Below are 16065 nucleotides of genomic sequence, written 5' to 3'. Positions count from 1 at the left end.
ATGACCCGAACTGAACACGAAGACCTCGAGGGCCTCGCCATCGCTGCAATGATCGGCCTGCTTTCCGGTACCGGCCCCATCCCACCGGCCGAAATCGCAAAGCAGTCGTTCGACTACGCCGAGGCGATGGTGCGTGAGCGCGATATGCGCTTGGGCGCGAAGCCCGGCTTCGATTGATTTCACTGGCTGGCCTGCCGCCGCGGGCCAGACGGGAAACCAACCAAGGAGTAGGACCATGCTGATACTGACTCGCAAGGCAGGCGAAACCATTGTGATCAACGACAACGTTCGTGTGACCGTGCTGCAGGTGAACGGCGGCCAAGTGAAGCTCGGCATCGAAGCGCCGGCAGAGGTGGCGGTGCACCGCGAAGAGATCCATGAGCGCATCAAGGCGCAGGCGGTTGCGTGAATGGCCGATGCCCAACTCGTGGACATCAAGGTGAGGGAGAACGGCAAGCACGTCATGTCGCTCGAGAATAGCCCGCTGTACGAAGGCCTGCTGTATGCCGCCCATTTGCTGTCCGGCGAGCAGCGTCTGGAGCTGATCAAAGACCTGCAGACCGTGCAGGCCGAGCTGGAGGCCCGTTTCCGCTAGACGATTGCCCGGTGCGCCTCATGCGGGGCGCATCAGGGGGAATCCACTGGAGATCGAAGAAATGACCATGACGGCCACCGCACAGCGGGCACCATACCCGCGCTCTGCTAACAACAAAGACAAGATGAATTTGCCCGAAGGCAAAACCTGCGGCGACTGCGCCCATTGCCGCCGCTGCACGATGATGTTCGGGCACATCCCAGAAGACGAGTCGTGCGACTGGAGCCCATCTCGCTTCACCCCGATCAAGATCGTCAACTGAACAACCAGCGCCACGTCCGCCTGACGTTAACTGCCCGATGCCCTGCTCACCCATCGCAGGCCGCATCGGGGTGTGATCTGTCTGCACCTGAAAACATATGCCGCCCTTGGAGTGGCAGGTGATCTAGCAGGCTCTGCCCAAAAATCCGGACTGGCTACCCCGGACGACAGATCACACCCCGATGCGGATGATTCTGCACCGCGCAATGCGGCCCCCTGCATCACCCCTCCCCTTTAACCCTCGACTGCATTGGCAGGCGCCAGGACTGTGCCTCAACCGCGGCACAGGGTTTGGTCACCTTCGCCTGGCGCCTGACCAATGCAGTCCCCGAGACCAATCATGGAAAAGATCACCTGCGGTACATGGACAGGCCAGCTCGGACAAGCGCTGGCACCTCGCGAACTGGAGGCCCTGCTGTGGGTCGCCCAGGGCCTGACTACCAAGGAAATTGCGCGGCGCATGGGCATCAGCCCGGGCACTGCCGCCAACCGCATCGAAACGGTGCTGTTCAAGCTCGAGGTCGGGCGCCGCATCGAAGCGGTCACCAAGGCCATGAGCCGCCAGATCATCAGCCCATTGTGCCTAGTGCTGGCTGGCCTGCTGGCCATGCACGCCGCATTGGGCGACACCGACCCCATACGCCGCGACCGACGCGCGCCGGAACGCCGCTTCGTCGAAACCCGAATCGCTCGAAAGGCCTACGCCTTCGATCACCACGCCTGACACGCTCGAGGTCACCCATGCAGACAGCAATCCATCCTGCCTTTCAGGAAAAACTGGCCGTGCTCGCCGCTCTGCTCGAGCGCAGCCAGACATTGCGGGTAGAGACCCGCGCAAAGCTCGGTGCGCCACGTTACCAAGTGGCAAGCCAAGGTCCGGCCTGGGACGTCATCGACATGGCCACCGGCGCCGTGCAGGGCTTTGCCTTCACTTACCGCGCGGCGCTGCACTTCGCCTCGGCGATGGAGGCTGGCGCGGCCAGCAAGCGAGGCCTGCAGTGATCGGCGAAAACGTTCCCGAGCAGCACGAAAAGGCGCGGGCTGAACTGGCGGCCAGCGTGGCCCAGTTCTTGGCCCGAGGCGGGCAGATTCAGCAGTGCAGCGGCGTTGGGTCGACGCCGAGACGGCCCAGCTTTCGCAACTATCCAGACCCTCAACCGGCGCCGGTACCGGAGCAGCCAGTCAGCCAACTGGTAACGCCGCCCCCGCCAGTGCCCCGAGTATCTGCGACGAGCCACGCCCATGCAGCCAACACGCAGAAGGCTGAACGCTTCTGGAAGCGACAGGCCAAGGCCGCTGAACGCGAGGCCCTGATCGACCGAATTCGCATCTACTCACAAACCAAGCTCAGCCGGGACGTAGTGGCCAAGGTGCTGGGCATCAGCAATCAGCAGCTGAGCAAGCTGATCACCCAGTACGGCATCGACTTCCCCAAGTGGCGCAGGTCCGCATGAACCGAATTTCCAACCGCGCGCGGCACGGCCGGCGCCAGCAGCATCTCAACCTGCCGCCCAGCGGTATTGGAGCACTCAAAAATGGCGAAGACGCCGGCCCAGCGCAAGAAGGAACAGCGGGAGCGCGACAAGCTGACCGCAGAAGAGCGGGAGGCACGCTTGCTGTCACGCAGAATTGTCACGGACCTCTACCACAGCACGGACAAGGCGCTGAAACGCGTAATGGCCCGAGCTGGAATTGAAGAAGAGCAAGACCTGATTTCACGCCTGATTCATGGCGCCGACCGCCTCGCAGACGAGCACTTGGCAGACCTCACGCACCTCGCGTGACAGTCCGCTGTGACAGCCTGATCAATCCGAGAACACTCTGCCACCACGCCGCCAACCGGCACCGGAGGAACACCCATGCCCATTCGCCACGCAGTGATGCACTTCATCGACAAGAAGCCGGACGGTAGCCCTGCCGCGCTTCACCTCGCCAACCACAGTCTGCCTACCAGCGAGGCCATCGACGGTCTGCTCTTCGACTTGAACGGCACCTACAACGCCAAGACCGGCAAGGCCTGGGGCTTCTTCCACGGCGAGTCTGGCGCCTACCCCCTCAGCGGCTGGCTGAGCAAGTTCGTCAGTGGCAAAATGGAGTTCATCGAATTCACGCGCATCGCCGTCGAGCACCTGACTCGCTTGATGGAAGAATCGAATCTTACGGTCGGCGGGCACGTCCTTTTCGCGTTCTACCAGCAGGGCATGACTGAGTACCTGACGATCGCCATCCTGCAGCAGGTCGAGACAGTGACCATCGGTGAAGACCTGACGGTGTCGGTCTCCCGCCACCTCGACACCAACGCACTGCAACTCGCCGCCCGGATCAACATCAGCGAGTGGAAGAGCAACCCTGCCTCGCGCCAATACATTTCGTTCATCAAGTCAAAAGGTGGACGGAAGGCAAGCGCCTACTTCGCCGACTTCCTGGGCTGTCAGGAGGGTGTCGACGGCCCAAGTGAAACTCGGACCCTGCTCAAGGCATTCAGCGACTTCGTTGAAAGTGAGGACATGCACGAGGACATCGCCCGGGAAAAGACGCACACCCTGGTCGAGTACGCCGCAAGCCAGATCAAGATTGGCGAACCGATCACTATCGACGAGCTCTCCAGCCTGATCGACGAAGACCGCCCGCGTGCATTCTTCGAGCACATTCGCAACAAGGATTACGGACTGTCGGCCGAGATCCCCGCCGACAAGCGCACGCTCAACCAATTTCGGCGCTACACCGGCCGCGCCGAAGGTATGTCGATCAGCTTCGAGGCCCACCTGCTGGGCAAGCGCGTCGAGTTTGACAAAGAGAACGCATGCCTGACGATCAAGGGCCTGCCAACTCAACTGATGGATCAGCTGAAGCGCGCCAGCGCTGCATAAACCAGTCCAAGCGCCTCTGGTTTATAAAGTGAGGCGCTAAATGCCGCCACAGTACTTTGCCTTATAGTCATTCAACATTGACTTAGCGCGCTTTATAAGACCTGGCGTCCGAGGTTCACCGTGCTCGTCTACGAGTACGGGAGTACACGAACAGCGACAGCCGCTGCTGTTGCCGTCGACAGACCACCACTGGAGCATTTCTTCACCCGTGAACAGTTCCCCGTGCCGCGCAACGTGATCCGGCCGGCTGTTCGGCGATAACGCTGACAGGTGCATGAATCGCACATCAATACCGACTCTACGCGAATCAGCAATGTCTGCCTCAAGCTTCCTGATCCTCATAGCGTGAAGCTCGTCACCTTGCTTTTGGGTCGACATAGAGCAAATTCCTTTTCAGCTGATTGGCCATCACAGGTTATCTCAGCTGAATCAGAATTCCAGCGCCTTCCCGTATTCAAAGATAACGCCTGCCCGGCGAGGGCGGCGCCTGCATGCATGGAGCAAGCCATGACCCTTTCAGCGCCGGTGATCCGGTACCACGGCTCCAAGTTCCCCCAATGCTGGCGGTCAGGTGGCAGTGTGCATCACCGGCGACATCACCCATACCCTGAAGGCTGAAGGTTTCGACGCCAGCGAAGACGGTACCGGGCGCGGGCAGCCGATTGTTGCAGAGCTCTCCCCCACTCTGAGAGCGGGCAACCAGCGGAACAACAGCAACCCCGTCACCGAGGCTGAGATGCTGGTAGGTGGTAACCAAGTTCGCCGACTCACTCCCCGCGAGTGCGAACGGCTTCAGGGATTCCCTGATGACTACACGCTGATCCCATATCGCGGTCGTGTTACCGGCCTGTGCCCAGACGGCCCGCGCTATAAGGCGATCGGCAACAGCAAAGCCGTCCCCGTCGTGCGGTGGATCGGCCAACGCCTCCTACAACAACTCGAACGCTCAGCTTGAGGTATCCCATGCCCACAGAAAACCGATCCAGCAGTACAGGGATGGTCAGCGTTCCGCGCGATCTTCTGGAGCGCGCTACCAACAACAAGTACATCGATAAAGAGCGAATCAGCATCCACAGTCACGAAGCGCTGTTCGTTATTCGCGGGATGCTTGCCCAGCCATCCCAGCAGCACCAGGGCGAGCCGGTGGCGTTGCCTGCGCGGCGCCAGTGGAATGGCCTTGGAAACACAGCTGACAACTTGAAGGCTAGCGCCTGGAACGCATGTCTCGACAAGATAGCCGAGCTAGGGCCGCTTTACACCCACGCCGACCCTGCCGGACCTGCATCGCTGGCCGTCCCCGAAGAGTGCCCGCACATCATCGTGTTCGACGATCACGACCGGGCGGATGAGCACTTCTCCGGTGCCGGAGCCAGACCGGCTGCGCTGCGCCGCTTCGAGCAGATTTCACAGTCGTGGAATGCGCACCTGTTCGTCAGGGTGGCGCGAAACAGCCGCGATGATCGCTACCCGAGTGCTACGGTGGCCGACCCTGCCGAGGTAGAGCGGCTGCGCGCCCGGCTGGCCGAGCGGGATGCGCTGCTGCAAAAGGTGCTCGGTCACTTGAAGGCCGGCAAGCCGGGCGAAGCTCAAGTTGCTCTCTTCAACGATCTATCCGCCAGCGCAGAGCCGAGCGCCCCGGTTGAGATCGACGAGATGCGCGACCTCCTGAAGTCCATGACGTGCTCATATCGCAGTGCGGTGCAAGCTGGCTACGACCGGATAACGGGACTTGGCGGTGAATGTGACAGCGTTGAAAAAATGCTGTCGGACTACCCGGATTATGCCAGGGCCCGCGCCGCCCTGGAGCGCAAGCCATGAAGCGCCCGGGACGCATCCCGGCCTTCGACCCCGAAACCTTGGCGCTCGCCATGGAGCTCAGAACCTGCAAGGTATCGTGGAAGCTGCTGGATCGCTATTTGGGCGAAGGCATCCGTAACGCGGTTAATTACGCAATGCGCACTGGATTAGACGGTCGTCGTCCAGTAGCTCACCCCTGAATCTGCTGTAACCCCTCTCCCCTCTATTCACTGCCGCGATATGGCGGCAAAGGAATCCCCGTGCCTGAAGAAATGAAGCTGATCCAGCCGGTGCCGGTTGTACGCGATGAAAACGGCTTTTGGACCCACCCAGCCTGGCCCTCCACCGACGATGAATTAATACCCTACTCCTGGTTCTATGACCGGGAGCTGGACATCAAGCAGGTTGATTTCGAGAACGACGCATCCGAGACCCTGCAAGCGGCCTGGTACCACGACGGTACCGCAGAGTGCACCACCTGGAACCCGAGCCGGCCGGCAGGCAATGGCTGGTTCATCTTCTCCATCCATGACACAGAGGACGGCCCGATCTGCGTGTGGGTTCGCCACGAGGTGACTTCATGAGTCAGCCCAAGGAACGCCCGATCCTGTTCAGCGCGCCGATGGTGCGCGCGATTCTGGACGGCCGGAAGACGGTCACCCGTCGAGCTGTGAAGGTGCAGCCCCGCACGAAGGGCGATATCGGCAGCTACGGCCTTGGCCAGCCATTCATTCGCCATCCCAACCCGACCAAGCGCAACCCTGAATGCCCATACGGCCGACCTGGCGATCGCTTGTGGGTGAGGGAGACACACAAAATCTCTACCGGCAAGGTTGGCGATAGTCAGGCATGCGTCCGTTACCAGGCCGACGGAGACTACCAGGCCAAGGTCATGCCGCAGCCTGAGACGGCTGGCCCTCGCACATTCGACCGAACCAGGCCGAGCATTCACATGCCTCGCTGGGCCAGTCGCATCCTGCTGGAGATCACCGACGTGCGCGTCGAGCGGTTGCAGGATATCAACGAGCAGCAGGCGCTAGCCGAGGGCGTCGTCGGCGTCGACTTCCGACCTGATGACGGCTTTCCAGTGTGCCGCGGCTACATGGTTGGCCCTGACGACGGCAAATCGCCGCTGGAGACTCACGCCGCGAAAGCTTTTGCAGGCCTCTGGCGATCGATAAACGGCGCCGATAGCTGGGGTACCAATCCCTGGGTCTGGGTAGTCGAGCTCAAGAGGATCGAGCCATGACCCGCCTCGCCCTCTGCCTTCTGCTGCTGGCCACCAGCGCCAGCGCTCATATGGCGCACGCCGAACCCGGCCGCAAGCTCTCCCCGCACGAACAACAACCCGAACCTACACCCGCACTGGCGCCTGGGCGCTGGATCGATGAGAGGTATGAGCTGTGAGGAAATCCATCGATTTCCTGCAGGCGGCTATCGAAGTGCAGGCCGAGCGCGGGAAGCAATACGACGCACCAGGCGGCGAGCGAAGCATGGGCCGTACTGTCCAGGCGTTCAATGCCATCACCGGCCGCGACCTCACTGAGGCAGAAGGCTGGCTTCTGCTTCAAGTGCTGAAAGACGTGCGTCAGTGGCAAAACCCTGAAAGTTTCCATGAGGACAGTGCGCTTGACGGCGTTGCCTACTCTTCGCTGAAGGCTGAGGCACTTGCTGCGGGCGGTAAGTCGTGAGGCGCTTCATCGCTGTGATCCCGCGCAAAGGATTTCTCCGGCGGAAGATCGAGGCGGGCCTGATTCGCCTGGCCGCTGTCATCCTGATTGGCAGAAACATCCAGCGCTCCCTAGTCGTATCGCGCCGCGACAACAACGACATGTGGTACATGGCCGAGCGCCTCGAAAGCATCGCCGACCGCATTTCCAGCGGCTACCCGCACCCCTGATCCACTTCCAGACTACTCAAGCCCGCCGATACGCGCGGGCGAGGATTCTCTATGTCCGCAATTCACCGATTTCACGAAGTTGCCAATGATGCACTGGTAGCGATCAGCGACCACCTCCCGCCCGAAGCAAAGCTGTCGCTGATCATCTACATGCCCGGCGAGCCAGAGCAGGACATCCTGCTGAAAGGCCAAGGCATTGAAGCTGATGAGGTGCTGAATACTCTGCGTCGGCGCGGCGGCCTGAGTCTGGATGGCGACAACGGCTACAAGCGCGGCATTTGCGATGCTGCTGTCGGCGCGCTGGTGAGCGGGAAGCAGAACGGCACCCCGCCGCCCGAAGGCCACTGGTGCCAGCGCTTCTGGGACATTGGCCGTGCTGAGGGCGAGCTACAGGAGGAACGGGTGCAGGCACTGCGCCTGGCACGCAAAGAGCTCGACGCCTGCCAGCGCGCCATCCACTACGCCGGCGGCTTCGACCCGGCCTACGTGAACGATGCCCAGGGGGCACTCAAGGTCGCCGACGCGGTACTCGCAAAGACGCCAGCCTGACCACCAACCTGCCGCCGCCAGCGGCCCGGAGAACCAACCATGTCCCTGATATCCGTGGAGCAGGCTGCAGACCTGCTCTGTGTCAGCCGGGCCACCGCTTACCGGATGGCCATCGAAGGCCGCATACCGACCGTGCGCTGGATGAAGCGCGGGGTCAGGGTGCATGCCGAAAAACTACAACAGATGATCGACGATGCCGCCGCTGATAGTATTCGCGCCGCGGGCGGCATGTCGGAGGAACCCGAATGCCCTACAAACGAGACGATTCGCCTTATTGGTGGATCTTTGTCACCCAATCAGATGGAAAAAGAGTTAGACGCTCTTCTGGCACTGCCGATTACGCGGCGGCAAAAGCACTAGAGCAGCAGGCCCGGGCGGATGCCTGGAAAGAAAAGGAATGGGGCGTGAACCCGCCCCGATCCTTCAATGAAGTGATGCTCCCGTATCTGCGCAACGCCAGCCAGCACCAGCGCAGCTACGAAACAACGACCAATAGAGTAAAGGCGCTGCGCGGCCATTTTACAGGCGCGGTGATGAATGACCTAGCGGGAAAGGACATCCGTGCGTACATGGACAGGCGGACTGCCGACGGCGTTTCGGCGGCGACGATCAACCGGGAACTGGCGGCGCTGTCGGCGGCCATCAACTGGTGCAACGTCGAGTACGAGTGGAGCCTGCCGAACCCAGTGAAAGGCCGCAAGATGAGAGAGCCGGAGGGCCGGGTGCGCTGGCTGACACGCGCTGAGGTCGAGAGCCTTTGTCGCGCTGCTCGAGCACAGAAATTTGGCCTGCTGCTTGAGTCGTTCATCCGCCTGGCGGTGAACACTGGATGCCGAAAGGAGGAGATGCTGGGGCTGGAGTGGAGGCGAGTGGATTTCGCCAACGAGCTCGTCTACTTGGAGGGTGTGCACACCAAGGCCGGCAAGCGCCGCAGCATTCCGTTGAACGATGGCGCGATCGATGCGCTGAAGCAGATGATGGCGTACCGGGCCGAACATTGCCCCTCGACACCTTGGGTATTTGCCAGGGGAAACGGGGAGCGTGTGCTGTGCATCCGTACGGGGTTCAACAAAGCATGCAACAAAGCGGGGATTGAGGACTTCACGATTCACGATCTGCGGCACACCTGTGCTGCTCATTTGATCAGTGCCGGCGTTGCGCTGGCGGAAGTCAGGGATCTGCTGGGCCACTCGACCGTGATGATGACGGAGCGATATGCGCACTTGGCGCCGGCCAGAGTAAGGAGTGCAGTGAGAGTGCTGGATCAGGGTCGTGAACGTCAGAGTTCACGTTCTGTTCACGGAGATAATCCAGCGAGTCAAGGAGGAGCGCTGCTAAAGCTCGTAACCCCTTGATTTACAATATGGTGCGGACGAAGAGACTCGAACTCTTACAGCTTGCGCCGCTGGAACCTAAATCCAGTGTGTCTACCAATTCCACCACGTCCGCATGCAACCGTTAAAACCATGCAACAGTTAAAACAAAGGCGCCAGATTATTCAATCAAGGCGCCTTCGAAGAATATGGGGTGGACGATGGGAATCGAACCCACGACAACTGGAATCACAATCCAGCGCTCTACCAACTGAGCTACGCCCACCATATTGCGGTGTTACGTTTTGCGGTGCTACGTTCAAACTTCACTTGCTTGCCAAAGCTGCCTTAGTGGCGCACCCGGCAGGACTCGAACCTGCGACCATCCGCTTAGAAGGCGGATGCTCTATCCAGCTGAGCTACGGGCACATATTCAATCTGCTTTCTGGTAGGATTGCAAATCAACTTCAGCCGTACCGAACAAGCTAGCAAATCTGCTTATTCTGCCTGACCTTGCTAACCAGTGCTAGGCTCTGCCCGACAAGTGCGACGAATGTTATAGACGAGCCTCAAGGTCGTCAACTCTTTTCTAAAAAAAATTTAGCCTATTGAAGGGGTTAGAGGATTTGCCCGACCACGCGGCTTTTGCCCTTGTGGTGTGTCGTGCGAGAATGCCGCCCCTTATCTGTTCTCATCTTGATGGTTAAACACGCGTCTATGACTGCACACCTTATCGATGGCAAGGCGATCGCCGCCAACCTGCGCAAGCAGATCGCTCAACGTGTCGTTGAGCGCCGCCAGCAGGGCCTGCGTACACCAGGCCTGGCGGTGATCCTGGTCGGCACCGACCCTGCCTCACAAGTCTATGTCTCGCACAAGCGCAAGGACTGCGAAGAGGTTGGCTTCATTTCGCAGGCTTTCGACCTGCCTGCCTCCACCGCCCAAGACGACCTGACCGGGCTGATCGATCGTCTCAACGACGATTCGAGCATCGACGGCATCCTGCTGCAGTTGCCCTTGCCCGCGCACCTCGACGCCTCGAGCCTGCTCGAACGTATCCGCCCGGACAAAGACGTCGACGGCTTCCACCCCTACAATGTCGGCCGCCTGGCACAACGCATTCCGCTGCTGCGGCCCTGCACGCCCAAAGGCATCATGACCCTGCTCGAAAGCACAGGTCAGGACCTGTATGGCATGGACGCGGTGATCGTCGGCGCGTCGAACATCGTGGGTCGCCCCATGGCGATGGAGCTGCTGCTCGCTGGCTGCACCGTGACCGTATGCCACCGCTTCACCAAGGACCTGCCTGGCCATGTTGGCCGCGCTGACCTGGTCGTGGTCGCTGCCGGCAAGGCCGGGCTGGTCAAGGGCGAGTGGATCAAGCCAGGCGCCATCGTCATCGATGTCGGCATCAACCGCCAGGAAGACGGCCGCCTGGTCGGCGACGTGGTGTATGAAACTGCCCTGCCCCGCGCCGGCTGGATCACGCCGGTGCCGGGCGGCGTAGGTCCGATGACCCGCGCCTGCCTGCTGGAAAACACGCTGTTCGCGGCCGAGGAGCTGCACGCCTAAGGGAATCGTGCGCCGCGCAGCGGCCTGTTCAGCCAGTAAAAACGGCATCTCGGCGCAGATGCCGTTTTTTTTCGCCTGGATGAAACGCTTAAGCCATCAACCTAGAGCCCTCACAGAGACAGGGGCCGGCAACTGGTCAGACCGGTAAGACTGAAACACCTTGCAATGCAGAAAAAGGCGGGCGTAGAGTGAGCGCGCACTGGACAAACCGGTAAGACCACAATAATTAAGTCCACGCTCACGGGCGCCTCACCACCGTCGAGCAAGGACACCGACCAAGAGACTCCTCCCATGCTCAAATGGTGCTCGCGTTCGATCTTCCTGCAAGTCGTGCTAGGCCTCGCCCTCGGGGTGATCTGCGGCCTCAGCTTCCCCGAAGTTTCCCTGCAGCTCAAACCCCTCGGCGACGGTTTCATCAAGCTGATCAAGATGTTGATCGGCATTATCGTCTTCTGCGTGGTGGTCAGCGGCATCTCCGGCGCAGGCGACCTGAAGAAGGTCGGCCGTATCGGCTTGAAGTCGGTCATCTACTTCGAGGTGCTGACCACCATTGCGCTGGTGATCGGCCTGGTGTTCGCCTTCGCCAGCGGCATCGGCACGGGTGCCAATATCCATCTGGACCAGTTGTCCAGCGCCGATGCCAGCGGCCTGGCCGAGCGCGGCCACCAGATCCATGGCACGGCTACCTTCCTGATGGACCTGATTCCCACCTCGGTGGTAGGCGCCTTTGCAGACAACAACATCCTGCAGGTACTGCTGTTCTCGGTGCTGTTCGGCAGCGCCCTGAACCTGGTCGGTGAGCCGGCTTCGGGCATCTCGCGCCTGATCAACGAACTCAGCCACGTGGTGTTCCGCATCATGGGCATGATCGTGCGCCTGGCGCCGATCGGCGTGTTCGGCGCCATCGCCTTCACCACCAGCAAATATGGCCTGGAGTCGCTGCAGCATCTGGGCGGTCTGGTGGCACTTTTCTATCTGACCTGCGCCGGCTTCGTCCTGATCATCCTCGGCACCGTGATGCGTGTGTCGGGGCTCAAGCTGATTCCGCTGATCAAGTACCTGCGTGAAGAATTGACCATCGTGCTCGGCACCGCCTCGTCCGATGCCGTGCTGCCGCAGATCATGCGCAAGCTCGAACACTTGGGCATCGGCAGCTCCACCGTGGGCCTGGTGATCCCCACAGGCTATTCTTTCAACCTCGACGGCTTCTCCATCTACCTGACCCTGGCCATCGTGTTCATCGCCAACGCCACCGGCACACCGCTGGCCATGACTGACCTGCTTACCATCCTGCTGGTCTCGCTGGTGACTTCCAAAGGGGCTCACGGCATCCCAGGTTCGGCGCTGGTGATCCTCGCGGCAACGCTGACCGCAGTGCCGGCGATTCCAGTGGTCGGCCTGGTGCTGGTGCTGGCAGTGGACTGGTTCATGGGCATTGGCCGCGCGCTGACCAACCTGATCGGCAACTGCGTCGCCACCGTGGCCATCGCGCGCTGGGAAAAAGACATCGATCTCGAACGCGCCAACAATGTGCTCGCCGGCAAGCCAGGCTTTGCCCTCGCCGCCCGCAAACCGGGCACCGCCCATCAATAGCAAGACTGAAACAGCCGCCGGCGCACCGCGTCGGCGCGCGAGGAATCCCGATGCATCCACACCCGGAGAGCCACCTGTGATCAGCTCATCGACCGTGGTCAACGCTGTAGTGGAAAAGCTGCGTCAGGCCTTGGCCCGCGGCCAATGGCGCAGCGGTGACATGCTGCCCGGCCAGCGCGAGCTGGCAGAACAACTGGGCATCAGCCGCCCCAGCCTGCGCGAAGCCGTCACCGTACTGGAAACCCTGGGCCTGCTGCGCTCGCTGCCGGGCAAGGGCGTACTGGTGCTGGACGTCGATGCCGGCGTGCTGAGCAACGCCGGTGAACAGGTCGCTGGGGCCAGCCTGGCTGACGTACTGCAGCTGCGCTATACCCTCGAACCGTTCATCGTCGGGCTCGTGGCGCAGTCAGCCAACAGCCAGGACATCGGCCAACTGCGCCTGACCCTGATGGACATGCGTGAAGCGCTGGAGGCGCAAGACAGCGAAGCCGGCGTCTCGGCGTACATCGCGTTTCACCAGGCGCTGTTCGCACTGACCACCAACCCGATCTTCCAGAGCGTGGTGCAGCAGACCGGTACTGCCCTCAAGCAGAGCGCCGACATGCTGCGCAAATCGCCGGAGCACCTGGCCGCGCGGCTGACCGAAAACGAAGCGGTGGTGCGCGCAATCCGCGAAAAGAACAGCGCCAAGGCCAGTGCCCAGATGCGTCGACACATCCTTGAGGAAGGTCTGCGCATGGGCATCGAGCTGAACATACCGGACGAAAACCCGTCCCCCTGACACTGGAGAGCGACCATGTCCGCCTGCGCCCACGCCGCCCCCCGCCTGCCCAAACTGCTGCTCGGTGGTGAAACCCGCCTGTCTGCCGAGCAGATCTATCCACGCCTGTTCGACGCCATCCTCGAACAGCGCCTGCCGCCGGGCAGCCCGCTGCCTGAACAGGCGCTGAGCAATGCCTTCGGCGTCAGCCGCACGGTGATTCGTCGCGTGCTCGGGCGGCTGTCGGACCAGCAAGTGATCGTACAGCGCCCAAGCCATACCGCACACCTTGCCGCCCCGGACCCGCAGCAGGCCAGGCAGGTGCTCAGCGCGCGGCGCCTGGCGGAAACCACATTGATCGGGCTGGCCACGCAGCGGGCGCGACCCACGCAGATTCGCCAACTGCGCCAGTTGGTCGAGCGCGAACGCCAGCACCATGAGCGCGGGGAGCGCTGCACGGCGATTCGTCTGGGCGGGGAGTTTCACTTGAAGCTGGCGCAGATGGCCGACAACGCGCCGCTGGCGCGGTTTCTCAATGGCCTGGTGCCGATGACGTCGCTGATCATCGCGCGCTATGAGTCGCCATGTTGCGAGCACTGCGCCTGGCAGGAGCATGCCGCGATCATCGACGCAATCGAGCAAGGCGATGCCAGTGCGGCGCTGAGGCTGATGCACGAACACCTCGACCGCCTAGAAGACAAGCTCGTGCTCGAGCCCCGCCACTGACACCCGGCGCGGTTACCCGAGTGGGTGCCGCGCCGCCAGGCCCGCCCGCCGCTCACACCGCACAGGGTGCTCAGCGCGCCGGCGCCAGAATGCCCTTGGCATCGGAGAAGACGATTTCCACGCGGCGGTTCTGCGCCCGACCGCGCTCGGAGGCGTTGGCTTCGAGCGGATACTGATCGCCGTAACCTTGCACCTCGATACGCCGCTCATCGACCCCCAGGTCGACCAGCATGTCGGCCACAGCCTGGGCGCGATCGCGCGACAGCGTAAGGTTTTCATCGCTGGGCCCGGTGCTGTCGGTGTAGCCCTCGATACGTACCACGCGGCGCGGGTTGAGTTGCAGGAACTGCACCAGCTTGAGCACGGTGCGGCTGGCAGAGTTCTTCAGCTCTGCGCGGCCGGTGTCGAACAGCACATCGCTCAAGGTCATGACCAGGCCGCGATCACTTTGCTCCGAGGCCAGCGCCGCGATTTGCGTTTCCAGCCATTTGCCCTGCTGCTGAACGCTGTCGAGCTTGGCTTCACGCAGCGCCAACTGCAGGCGCTGACGCTCCAGGTCGAGCTTGGCCAGGCGCTCTTGATTCAGTGCCAGCTCGCTGTGCTCGCGGGCGATCTGGCTGTAGCGCTGGCTGAGGTAGGCATAGTGACGCACATCGCTACCGCTGCCGATATAGCTCGAGAGGCGTTCGGCGCGGCCCAGGGACTCACCGGCGCGGATCACGTCGCGCGGTGCGCTGCGCAATACATCGGCATCGTCCTTGACCGCTTGAAACGCGCTGGAGGCGTCGGTCAGGGTCTGCTCGCTGCGCTCACTGGCGCACCCTTGCAAGCCGGCAACGGCCAGCACGGCGACCATGCCTGCGCTGATACGGCTCATGGTTGCACCGCCAATTGCTTGCGCAGACGGTCAACGCGGGTCTGCACCACGCTCAACTGAGCCTGGCTCTTTTGCGTCAGTACCCGGGCCTCGGCCAAGCGGGCATCGAGCTCGGCCTGCTCGGCGCGCAGGCGAGCATCGCGGTACTGCGCTGACAGCATGTTGCTGCGGGCGCGGTCGAGCTTGTCTTGCGCCAGTTTGAATTCAGGCACTTCATCGGTGGCACCGACGGCCTTGGCCTGCTCCAGCGCCTGCTCGGACAGGCGCATCTGTTCGGTGGGCGCCGGATCGCTGGCGCAGCCTGCCAGGCCACACAGGGCCAGGGCGAGGGTCAAGGTCGGGATTCTCAAGCGACTGTTCCTACTGTATGGGGGCTTCCGGCACAGGCTGCATCTGCGCCTTCCAGCGCTCGACGTTGCGTTGCAGCACGGCCTCAGAGGCGCCGGAAATCGATAATTCTGTCAGTTTTTTCGCCAATTGTCCGCGCAGCCATGGATCGTTGCAGGCCGAGTTGTGCGAGACCGCCAGGTACAACCCGGGCCGGTCGACCGGCAGCCCGCGAGGCTCGACGTCATTGGCGACGCCCAGGCCCTGCGCCATCGCCATGCCGGCATAGCGCCCGGCCAGCACGTAGTCGACCTGGCCGAGCACCAGCTTCTGGAAGGCCTGGGTCAGGTTCTGAGACCGCTCCAGCTGCAAGCCGTTCTTGGCAAACGTTTCAAAAGCAGGCGACAGGCGCGCCTTGGCCGACACGCTGCCCTTGTACTGGGCCAGATCGGCGACGCCCTCCACCTCGAGCGCGGCATCAACACGCGTCCAGATGAGGTATTCGTTGAGCTGCAGCGGAGGGTGGATGTAGTCGAGTGCTGTGAGCTGATCGGTGTGCAGAGGTGCGTCGAGCAGCAGGTCCATGCGCCCGCTGCGCACCTCTTCAAGGGCCTGTTCGCGACGGCCGGCCTGCAGTACCTGGACGCTGATACCCATTGCTGTGGTGATCTGGCGCAGCAGGTCGACGTTGGCGCCAATCAGGTGCCGAGGGTCTGCAGGGTCTTGCCATGAATAAGGCGGCGCATCCGGGCTGCCAGTCACGACAAGCCGCTCGCACTTGCCCGCGGCCAACGCCAGCGGTGAGCCCAGCGCGAGTGCCAGCATGCTACCTGTTGCCCATGTCCGAACCGCCATGCCGCGCTCCTAGCCGCCAAAAAAAACCCGGCCCTCCAAGTGAGGGCCGGGCTTCTTTATAAGGGAAGGC

Annotated in this window: 26 protein-coding genes, 3 tRNA genes and 1 pseudogene; 24 read left to right on the top strand and 6 right to left on the bottom strand. The window is 62.0% G+C overall.

The features are described from left to right. From SJI00_RS02815 to SJI00_RS02720, 20 genes and pseudogenes are all read left to right on the top strand, one after another. Window positions 1-177, top strand: coding sequence for a hypothetical protein (locus SJI00_RS02815; protein ID WP_322460221.1), 177 nt, complete (start codon window positions 1-3; stop codon window positions 175-177). A 58-nt stretch (window positions 178-235) separates the two neighbouring features. Further along, entirely contained in the window at window positions 236-409 is a 174-nt protein-coding gene (csrA, locus tag SJI00_RS02810) for a carbon storage regulator CsrA (protein ID WP_322460220.1), read from the top strand. Continuing rightward, window positions 410-595, top strand: a complete 186-nt coding sequence (locus tag SJI00_RS02805) for a hypothetical protein (protein WP_322460219.1) — start codon at window positions 410-412, stop codon at window positions 593-595. It abuts the gene before it with no gap. A gap of 61 nt (window positions 596-656) precedes the next feature. Continuing rightward, a complete protein-coding gene (locus tag SJI00_RS02800) occupies window positions 657-857 on the top strand; it encodes a hypothetical protein (protein ID WP_322460218.1) in 201 nt (66 codons plus the stop codon). A gap of 339 nt (window positions 858-1196) precedes the next feature. After that, window positions 1197-1580: a response regulator transcription factor gene (locus SJI00_RS02795; RefSeq protein WP_322460217.1), complete on the top strand. Its 384-nt coding sequence runs from the start codon at window positions 1197-1199 to the stop codon at window positions 1578-1580. Window positions 1581-1597: 17 nt separating this feature from the next. Then, window positions 1598-1858: a hypothetical protein gene (locus SJI00_RS02790; protein ID WP_322460216.1), complete on the top strand. Its 261-nt coding sequence runs from the start codon at window positions 1598-1600 to the stop codon at window positions 1856-1858. Window positions 1859-2067: 209 nt separating this feature from the next. Further along, window positions 2068-2310 (top strand): hypothetical protein, encoded by a 243-nt coding sequence (locus SJI00_RS02785; protein WP_322460215.1) that lies wholly within the window; start codon window positions 2068-2070, stop codon window positions 2308-2310. An 81-nt stretch (window positions 2311-2391) separates the two neighbouring features. Further along, window positions 2392-2640, top strand: coding sequence for a hypothetical protein (locus SJI00_RS02780; RefSeq protein ID WP_322460214.1), 249 nt, complete (start codon window positions 2392-2394; stop codon window positions 2638-2640). Between the two features lie 75 nt (window positions 2641-2715). Beyond that, a complete protein-coding gene (gene yejK, locus SJI00_RS02775; RefSeq protein WP_322460213.1) occupies window positions 2716-3726 on the top strand; it encodes a nucleoid-associated protein YejK in 1011 nt (336 codons plus the stop codon). A gap of 547 nt (window positions 3727-4273) precedes the next feature. Beyond that, window positions 4274-4681: pseudogene (locus tag SJI00_RS02770) on the top strand (DNA cytosine methyltransferase); the annotation flags it as partial. 8 nt (window positions 4682-4689) lie between these two features. Further along, window positions 4690-5544, top strand: a complete 855-nt coding sequence (locus SJI00_RS02765) for a hypothetical protein (RefSeq protein ID WP_322460211.1) — start codon at window positions 4690-4692, stop codon at window positions 5542-5544. Beyond that, window positions 5541-5723, top strand: coding sequence for a hypothetical protein (locus SJI00_RS02760; protein ID WP_322460210.1), 183 nt, complete (start codon window positions 5541-5543; stop codon window positions 5721-5723). The genes SJI00_RS02765 and SJI00_RS02760 overlap by 4 nt, the downstream gene beginning before the upstream one ends. 60 nt (window positions 5724-5783) lie before the next feature. Then, window positions 5784-6107: a hypothetical protein gene (locus SJI00_RS02755; RefSeq protein WP_322460209.1), complete on the top strand. Its 324-nt coding sequence runs from the start codon at window positions 5784-5786 to the stop codon at window positions 6105-6107. Continuing rightward, on the top strand, window positions 6104-6772 hold the full coding sequence (locus SJI00_RS02750; RefSeq protein WP_322460208.1) for a hypothetical protein: 669 nt from the start codon (window positions 6104-6106) through the stop codon (window positions 6770-6772). The genes SJI00_RS02755 and SJI00_RS02750 overlap by 4 nt, the downstream gene beginning before the upstream one ends. After that, entirely contained in the window at window positions 6769-6930 is a 162-nt protein-coding gene (locus SJI00_RS02745) for a hypothetical protein (protein WP_322460207.1), read from the top strand. The genes SJI00_RS02750 and SJI00_RS02745 overlap by 4 nt, the downstream gene beginning before the upstream one ends. Further along, window positions 6927-7214 carry a hypothetical protein gene (locus SJI00_RS02740; RefSeq protein WP_322460206.1) on the top strand — a complete coding sequence of 96 codons (288 nt, stop codon included), beginning with the start codon at window positions 6927-6929 and terminating at the stop codon, window positions 7212-7214. Before SJI00_RS02745 ends, SJI00_RS02740 begins: the two co-directional genes overlap by 4 nt. Window positions 7215-7228: 14 nt before the next feature. Continuing rightward, window positions 7229-7423 carry a hypothetical protein gene (locus tag SJI00_RS02735; RefSeq protein WP_322460460.1) on the top strand — a complete coding sequence of 65 codons (195 nt, stop codon included), beginning with the start codon at window positions 7229-7231 and terminating at the stop codon, window positions 7421-7423. A 51-nt stretch (window positions 7424-7474) separates the two neighbouring features. Continuing rightward, window positions 7475-7972, top strand: a complete 498-nt coding sequence (locus tag SJI00_RS02730; RefSeq protein WP_322460205.1) for a hypothetical protein — start codon at window positions 7475-7477, stop codon at window positions 7970-7972. 39 nt (window positions 7973-8011) lie between these two features. Then, window positions 8012-8332: an excisionase family DNA-binding protein gene (locus SJI00_RS02725; RefSeq protein WP_322460204.1), complete on the top strand. Its 321-nt coding sequence runs from the start codon at window positions 8012-8014 to the stop codon at window positions 8330-8332. After that, a complete protein-coding gene (locus SJI00_RS02720) occupies window positions 8218-9327 on the top strand; it encodes a tyrosine-type recombinase/integrase (RefSeq protein WP_491630662.1) in 1110 nt (369 codons plus the stop codon). Before SJI00_RS02725 ends, SJI00_RS02720 begins: the two co-directional genes overlap by 115 nt. Before the next feature lie 9 nt (window positions 9328-9336). Here SJI00_RS02720 and SJI00_RS02715 read toward each other — a convergent pair. The 3 genes from SJI00_RS02715 to SJI00_RS02705 form a co-directional block, all read right to left on the bottom strand. After that, window positions 9337-9421, bottom strand: a tRNA-Leu gene (locus tag SJI00_RS02715). 74 nt (window positions 9422-9495) lie between these two features. Next, window positions 9496-9571, bottom strand: a tRNA-His gene (locus SJI00_RS02710). 66 nt (window positions 9572-9637) lie between these two features. Next, window positions 9638-9714: transfer RNA gene (locus tag SJI00_RS02705), tRNA-Arg, on the bottom strand. Window positions 9715-10002: 288 nt separating this feature from the next. Here SJI00_RS02705 and folD point away from each other — a divergent pair. From folD to SJI00_RS02685, 4 genes are all read left to right on the top strand, one after another. Continuing rightward, on the top strand, window positions 10003-10857 hold the full coding sequence (gene folD / locus SJI00_RS02700) for a bifunctional methylenetetrahydrofolate dehydrogenase/methenyltetrahydrofolate cyclohydrolase FolD (RefSeq protein ID WP_322460202.1): 855 nt from the start codon (window positions 10003-10005) through the stop codon (window positions 10855-10857). Window positions 10858-11148: 291 nt separating this feature from the next. Next, a complete protein-coding gene (locus tag SJI00_RS02695) occupies window positions 11149-12450 on the top strand; it encodes a C4-dicarboxylate transporter DctA (protein ID WP_322460201.1) in 1302 nt (433 codons plus the stop codon). A gap of 76 nt (window positions 12451-12526) precedes the next feature. Continuing rightward, window positions 12527-13231 carry a FadR/GntR family transcriptional regulator gene (locus SJI00_RS02690; RefSeq protein WP_322460200.1) on the top strand — a complete coding sequence of 235 codons (705 nt, stop codon included), beginning with the start codon at window positions 12527-12529 and terminating at the stop codon, window positions 13229-13231. Window positions 13232-13246: 15 nt separating this feature from the next. Beyond that, window positions 13247-13936 (top strand): GntR family transcriptional regulator, encoded by a 690-nt coding sequence (locus SJI00_RS02685; RefSeq protein WP_322460199.1) that lies wholly within the window; start codon window positions 13247-13249, stop codon window positions 13934-13936. 70 nt (window positions 13937-14006) lie between these two features. Here SJI00_RS02685 and SJI00_RS02680 read toward each other — a convergent pair whose 3' ends face one another. The 3 genes from SJI00_RS02680 to SJI00_RS02670 are packed head-to-tail and all read right to left on the bottom strand — an operon-like array spanning window position 14007 to window position 15995. Beyond that, window positions 14007-14813: an OmpA family protein gene (locus SJI00_RS02680; RefSeq protein WP_322460198.1), complete on the bottom strand. Its 807-nt coding sequence runs from the start codon at window positions 14811-14813 to the stop codon at window positions 14007-14009. After that, a complete protein-coding gene (locus SJI00_RS02675) occupies window positions 14810-15163 on the bottom strand; it encodes a DUF4398 domain-containing protein (protein WP_416220982.1) in 354 nt (117 codons plus the stop codon). The genes SJI00_RS02680 and SJI00_RS02675 overlap by 4 nt, the downstream gene beginning before the upstream one ends. A gap of 10 nt (window positions 15164-15173) precedes the next feature. Further along, on the bottom strand, window positions 15174-15995 hold the full coding sequence (locus SJI00_RS02670) for a substrate-binding periplasmic protein (RefSeq protein ID WP_322460197.1): 822 nt from the start codon (window positions 15993-15995) through the stop codon (window positions 15174-15176). Window positions 15996-16065 lie beyond the last annotated feature (70 nt).

It is taken from the genome of Pseudomonas gebzensis (genome assembly GCF_034427815.1).
Lineage (GTDB): Bacteria > Pseudomonadota > Gammaproteobacteria > Pseudomonadales > Pseudomonadaceae > Aquipseudomonas.
The sequence above is the reverse complement of the archived record's forward strand: the minus strand, read 5'-3'. Positions and strand labels throughout refer to the sequence as shown.

What these genes read in the sequence shown, in the direction of transcription:
- SJI00_RS02745 (WP_322460207.1), top strand. Translation starts at nt 6,769, where the DNA reads ATGACCCGCCTCGCCCTCTGCCTTCTGCTGCTGGCCACCAGCGCCAGC.
- SJI00_RS02725 (WP_322460204.1), top strand. Translation starts at nt 8,012, where the DNA reads ATGTCCCTGATATCCGTGGAGCAGGCTGCAGACCTGCTCTGTGTCAGC.
- SJI00_RS02730 (WP_322460205.1), top strand. Translation starts at nt 7,475, where the DNA reads ATGTCCGCAATTCACCGATTTCACGAAGTTGCCAATGATGCACTGGTA.
- SJI00_RS02805 (WP_322460219.1), top strand. Translation starts at nt 410, where the DNA reads ATGGCCGATGCCCAACTCGTGGACATCAAGGTGAGGGAGAACGGCAAG.
- SJI00_RS02680 (WP_322460198.1), bottom strand. Translation starts at nt 14,813, where the DNA reads ATGAGCCGTATCAGCGCAGGCATGGTCGCCGTGCTGGCCGTTGCCGGC.
- SJI00_RS02790 (WP_322460216.1), top strand. Translation starts at nt 1,598, where the DNA reads ATGCAGACAGCAATCCATCCTGCCTTTCAGGAAAAACTGGCCGTGCTC.
- folD (WP_322460202.1), top strand. Translation starts at nt 10,003, where the DNA reads ATGACTGCACACCTTATCGATGGCAAGGCGATCGCCGCCAACCTGCGC.
- csrA (WP_322460220.1), top strand. Translation starts at nt 236, where the DNA reads ATGCTGATACTGACTCGCAAGGCAGGCGAAACCATTGTGATCAACGAC.
- SJI00_RS02695 (WP_322460201.1), top strand. Translation starts at nt 11,149, where the DNA reads ATGCTCAAATGGTGCTCGCGTTCGATCTTCCTGCAAGTCGTGCTAGGC.
- yejK (WP_322460213.1), top strand. Translation starts at nt 2,716, where the DNA reads ATGCCCATTCGCCACGCAGTGATGCACTTCATCGACAAGAAGCCGGAC.
- SJI00_RS02670 (WP_322460197.1), bottom strand. Translation starts at nt 15,995, where the DNA reads ATGGCGGTTCGGACATGGGCAACAGGTAGCATGCTGGCACTCGCGCTG.
- SJI00_RS02720 (WP_491630662.1), top strand. Translation starts at nt 8,218, where the DNA reads ATGCCCTACAAACGAGACGATTCGCCTTATTGGTGGATCTTTGTCACC.
- SJI00_RS02760 (WP_322460210.1), top strand. Translation starts at nt 5,541, where the DNA reads ATGAAGCGCCCGGGACGCATCCCGGCCTTCGACCCCGAAACCTTGGCG.
- SJI00_RS02795 (WP_322460217.1), top strand. Translation starts at nt 1,197, where the DNA reads ATGGAAAAGATCACCTGCGGTACATGGACAGGCCAGCTCGGACAAGCG.
- SJI00_RS02750 (WP_322460208.1), top strand. Translation starts at nt 6,104, where the DNA reads ATGAGTCAGCCCAAGGAACGCCCGATCCTGTTCAGCGCGCCGATGGTG.
- SJI00_RS02815 (WP_322460221.1), top strand. Translation starts at nt 1, where the DNA reads ATGACCCGAACTGAACACGAAGACCTCGAGGGCCTCGCCATCGCTGCA.
- SJI00_RS02800 (WP_322460218.1), top strand. Translation starts at nt 657, where the DNA reads ATGACCATGACGGCCACCGCACAGCGGGCACCATACCCGCGCTCTGCT.
- SJI00_RS02780 (WP_322460214.1), top strand. Translation starts at nt 2,392, where the DNA reads ATGGCGAAGACGCCGGCCCAGCGCAAGAAGGAACAGCGGGAGCGCGAC.
- SJI00_RS02765 (WP_322460211.1), top strand. Translation starts at nt 4,690, where the DNA reads ATGCCCACAGAAAACCGATCCAGCAGTACAGGGATGGTCAGCGTTCCG.
- SJI00_RS02685 (WP_322460199.1), top strand. Translation starts at nt 13,247, where the DNA reads ATGTCCGCCTGCGCCCACGCCGCCCCCCGCCTGCCCAAACTGCTGCTC.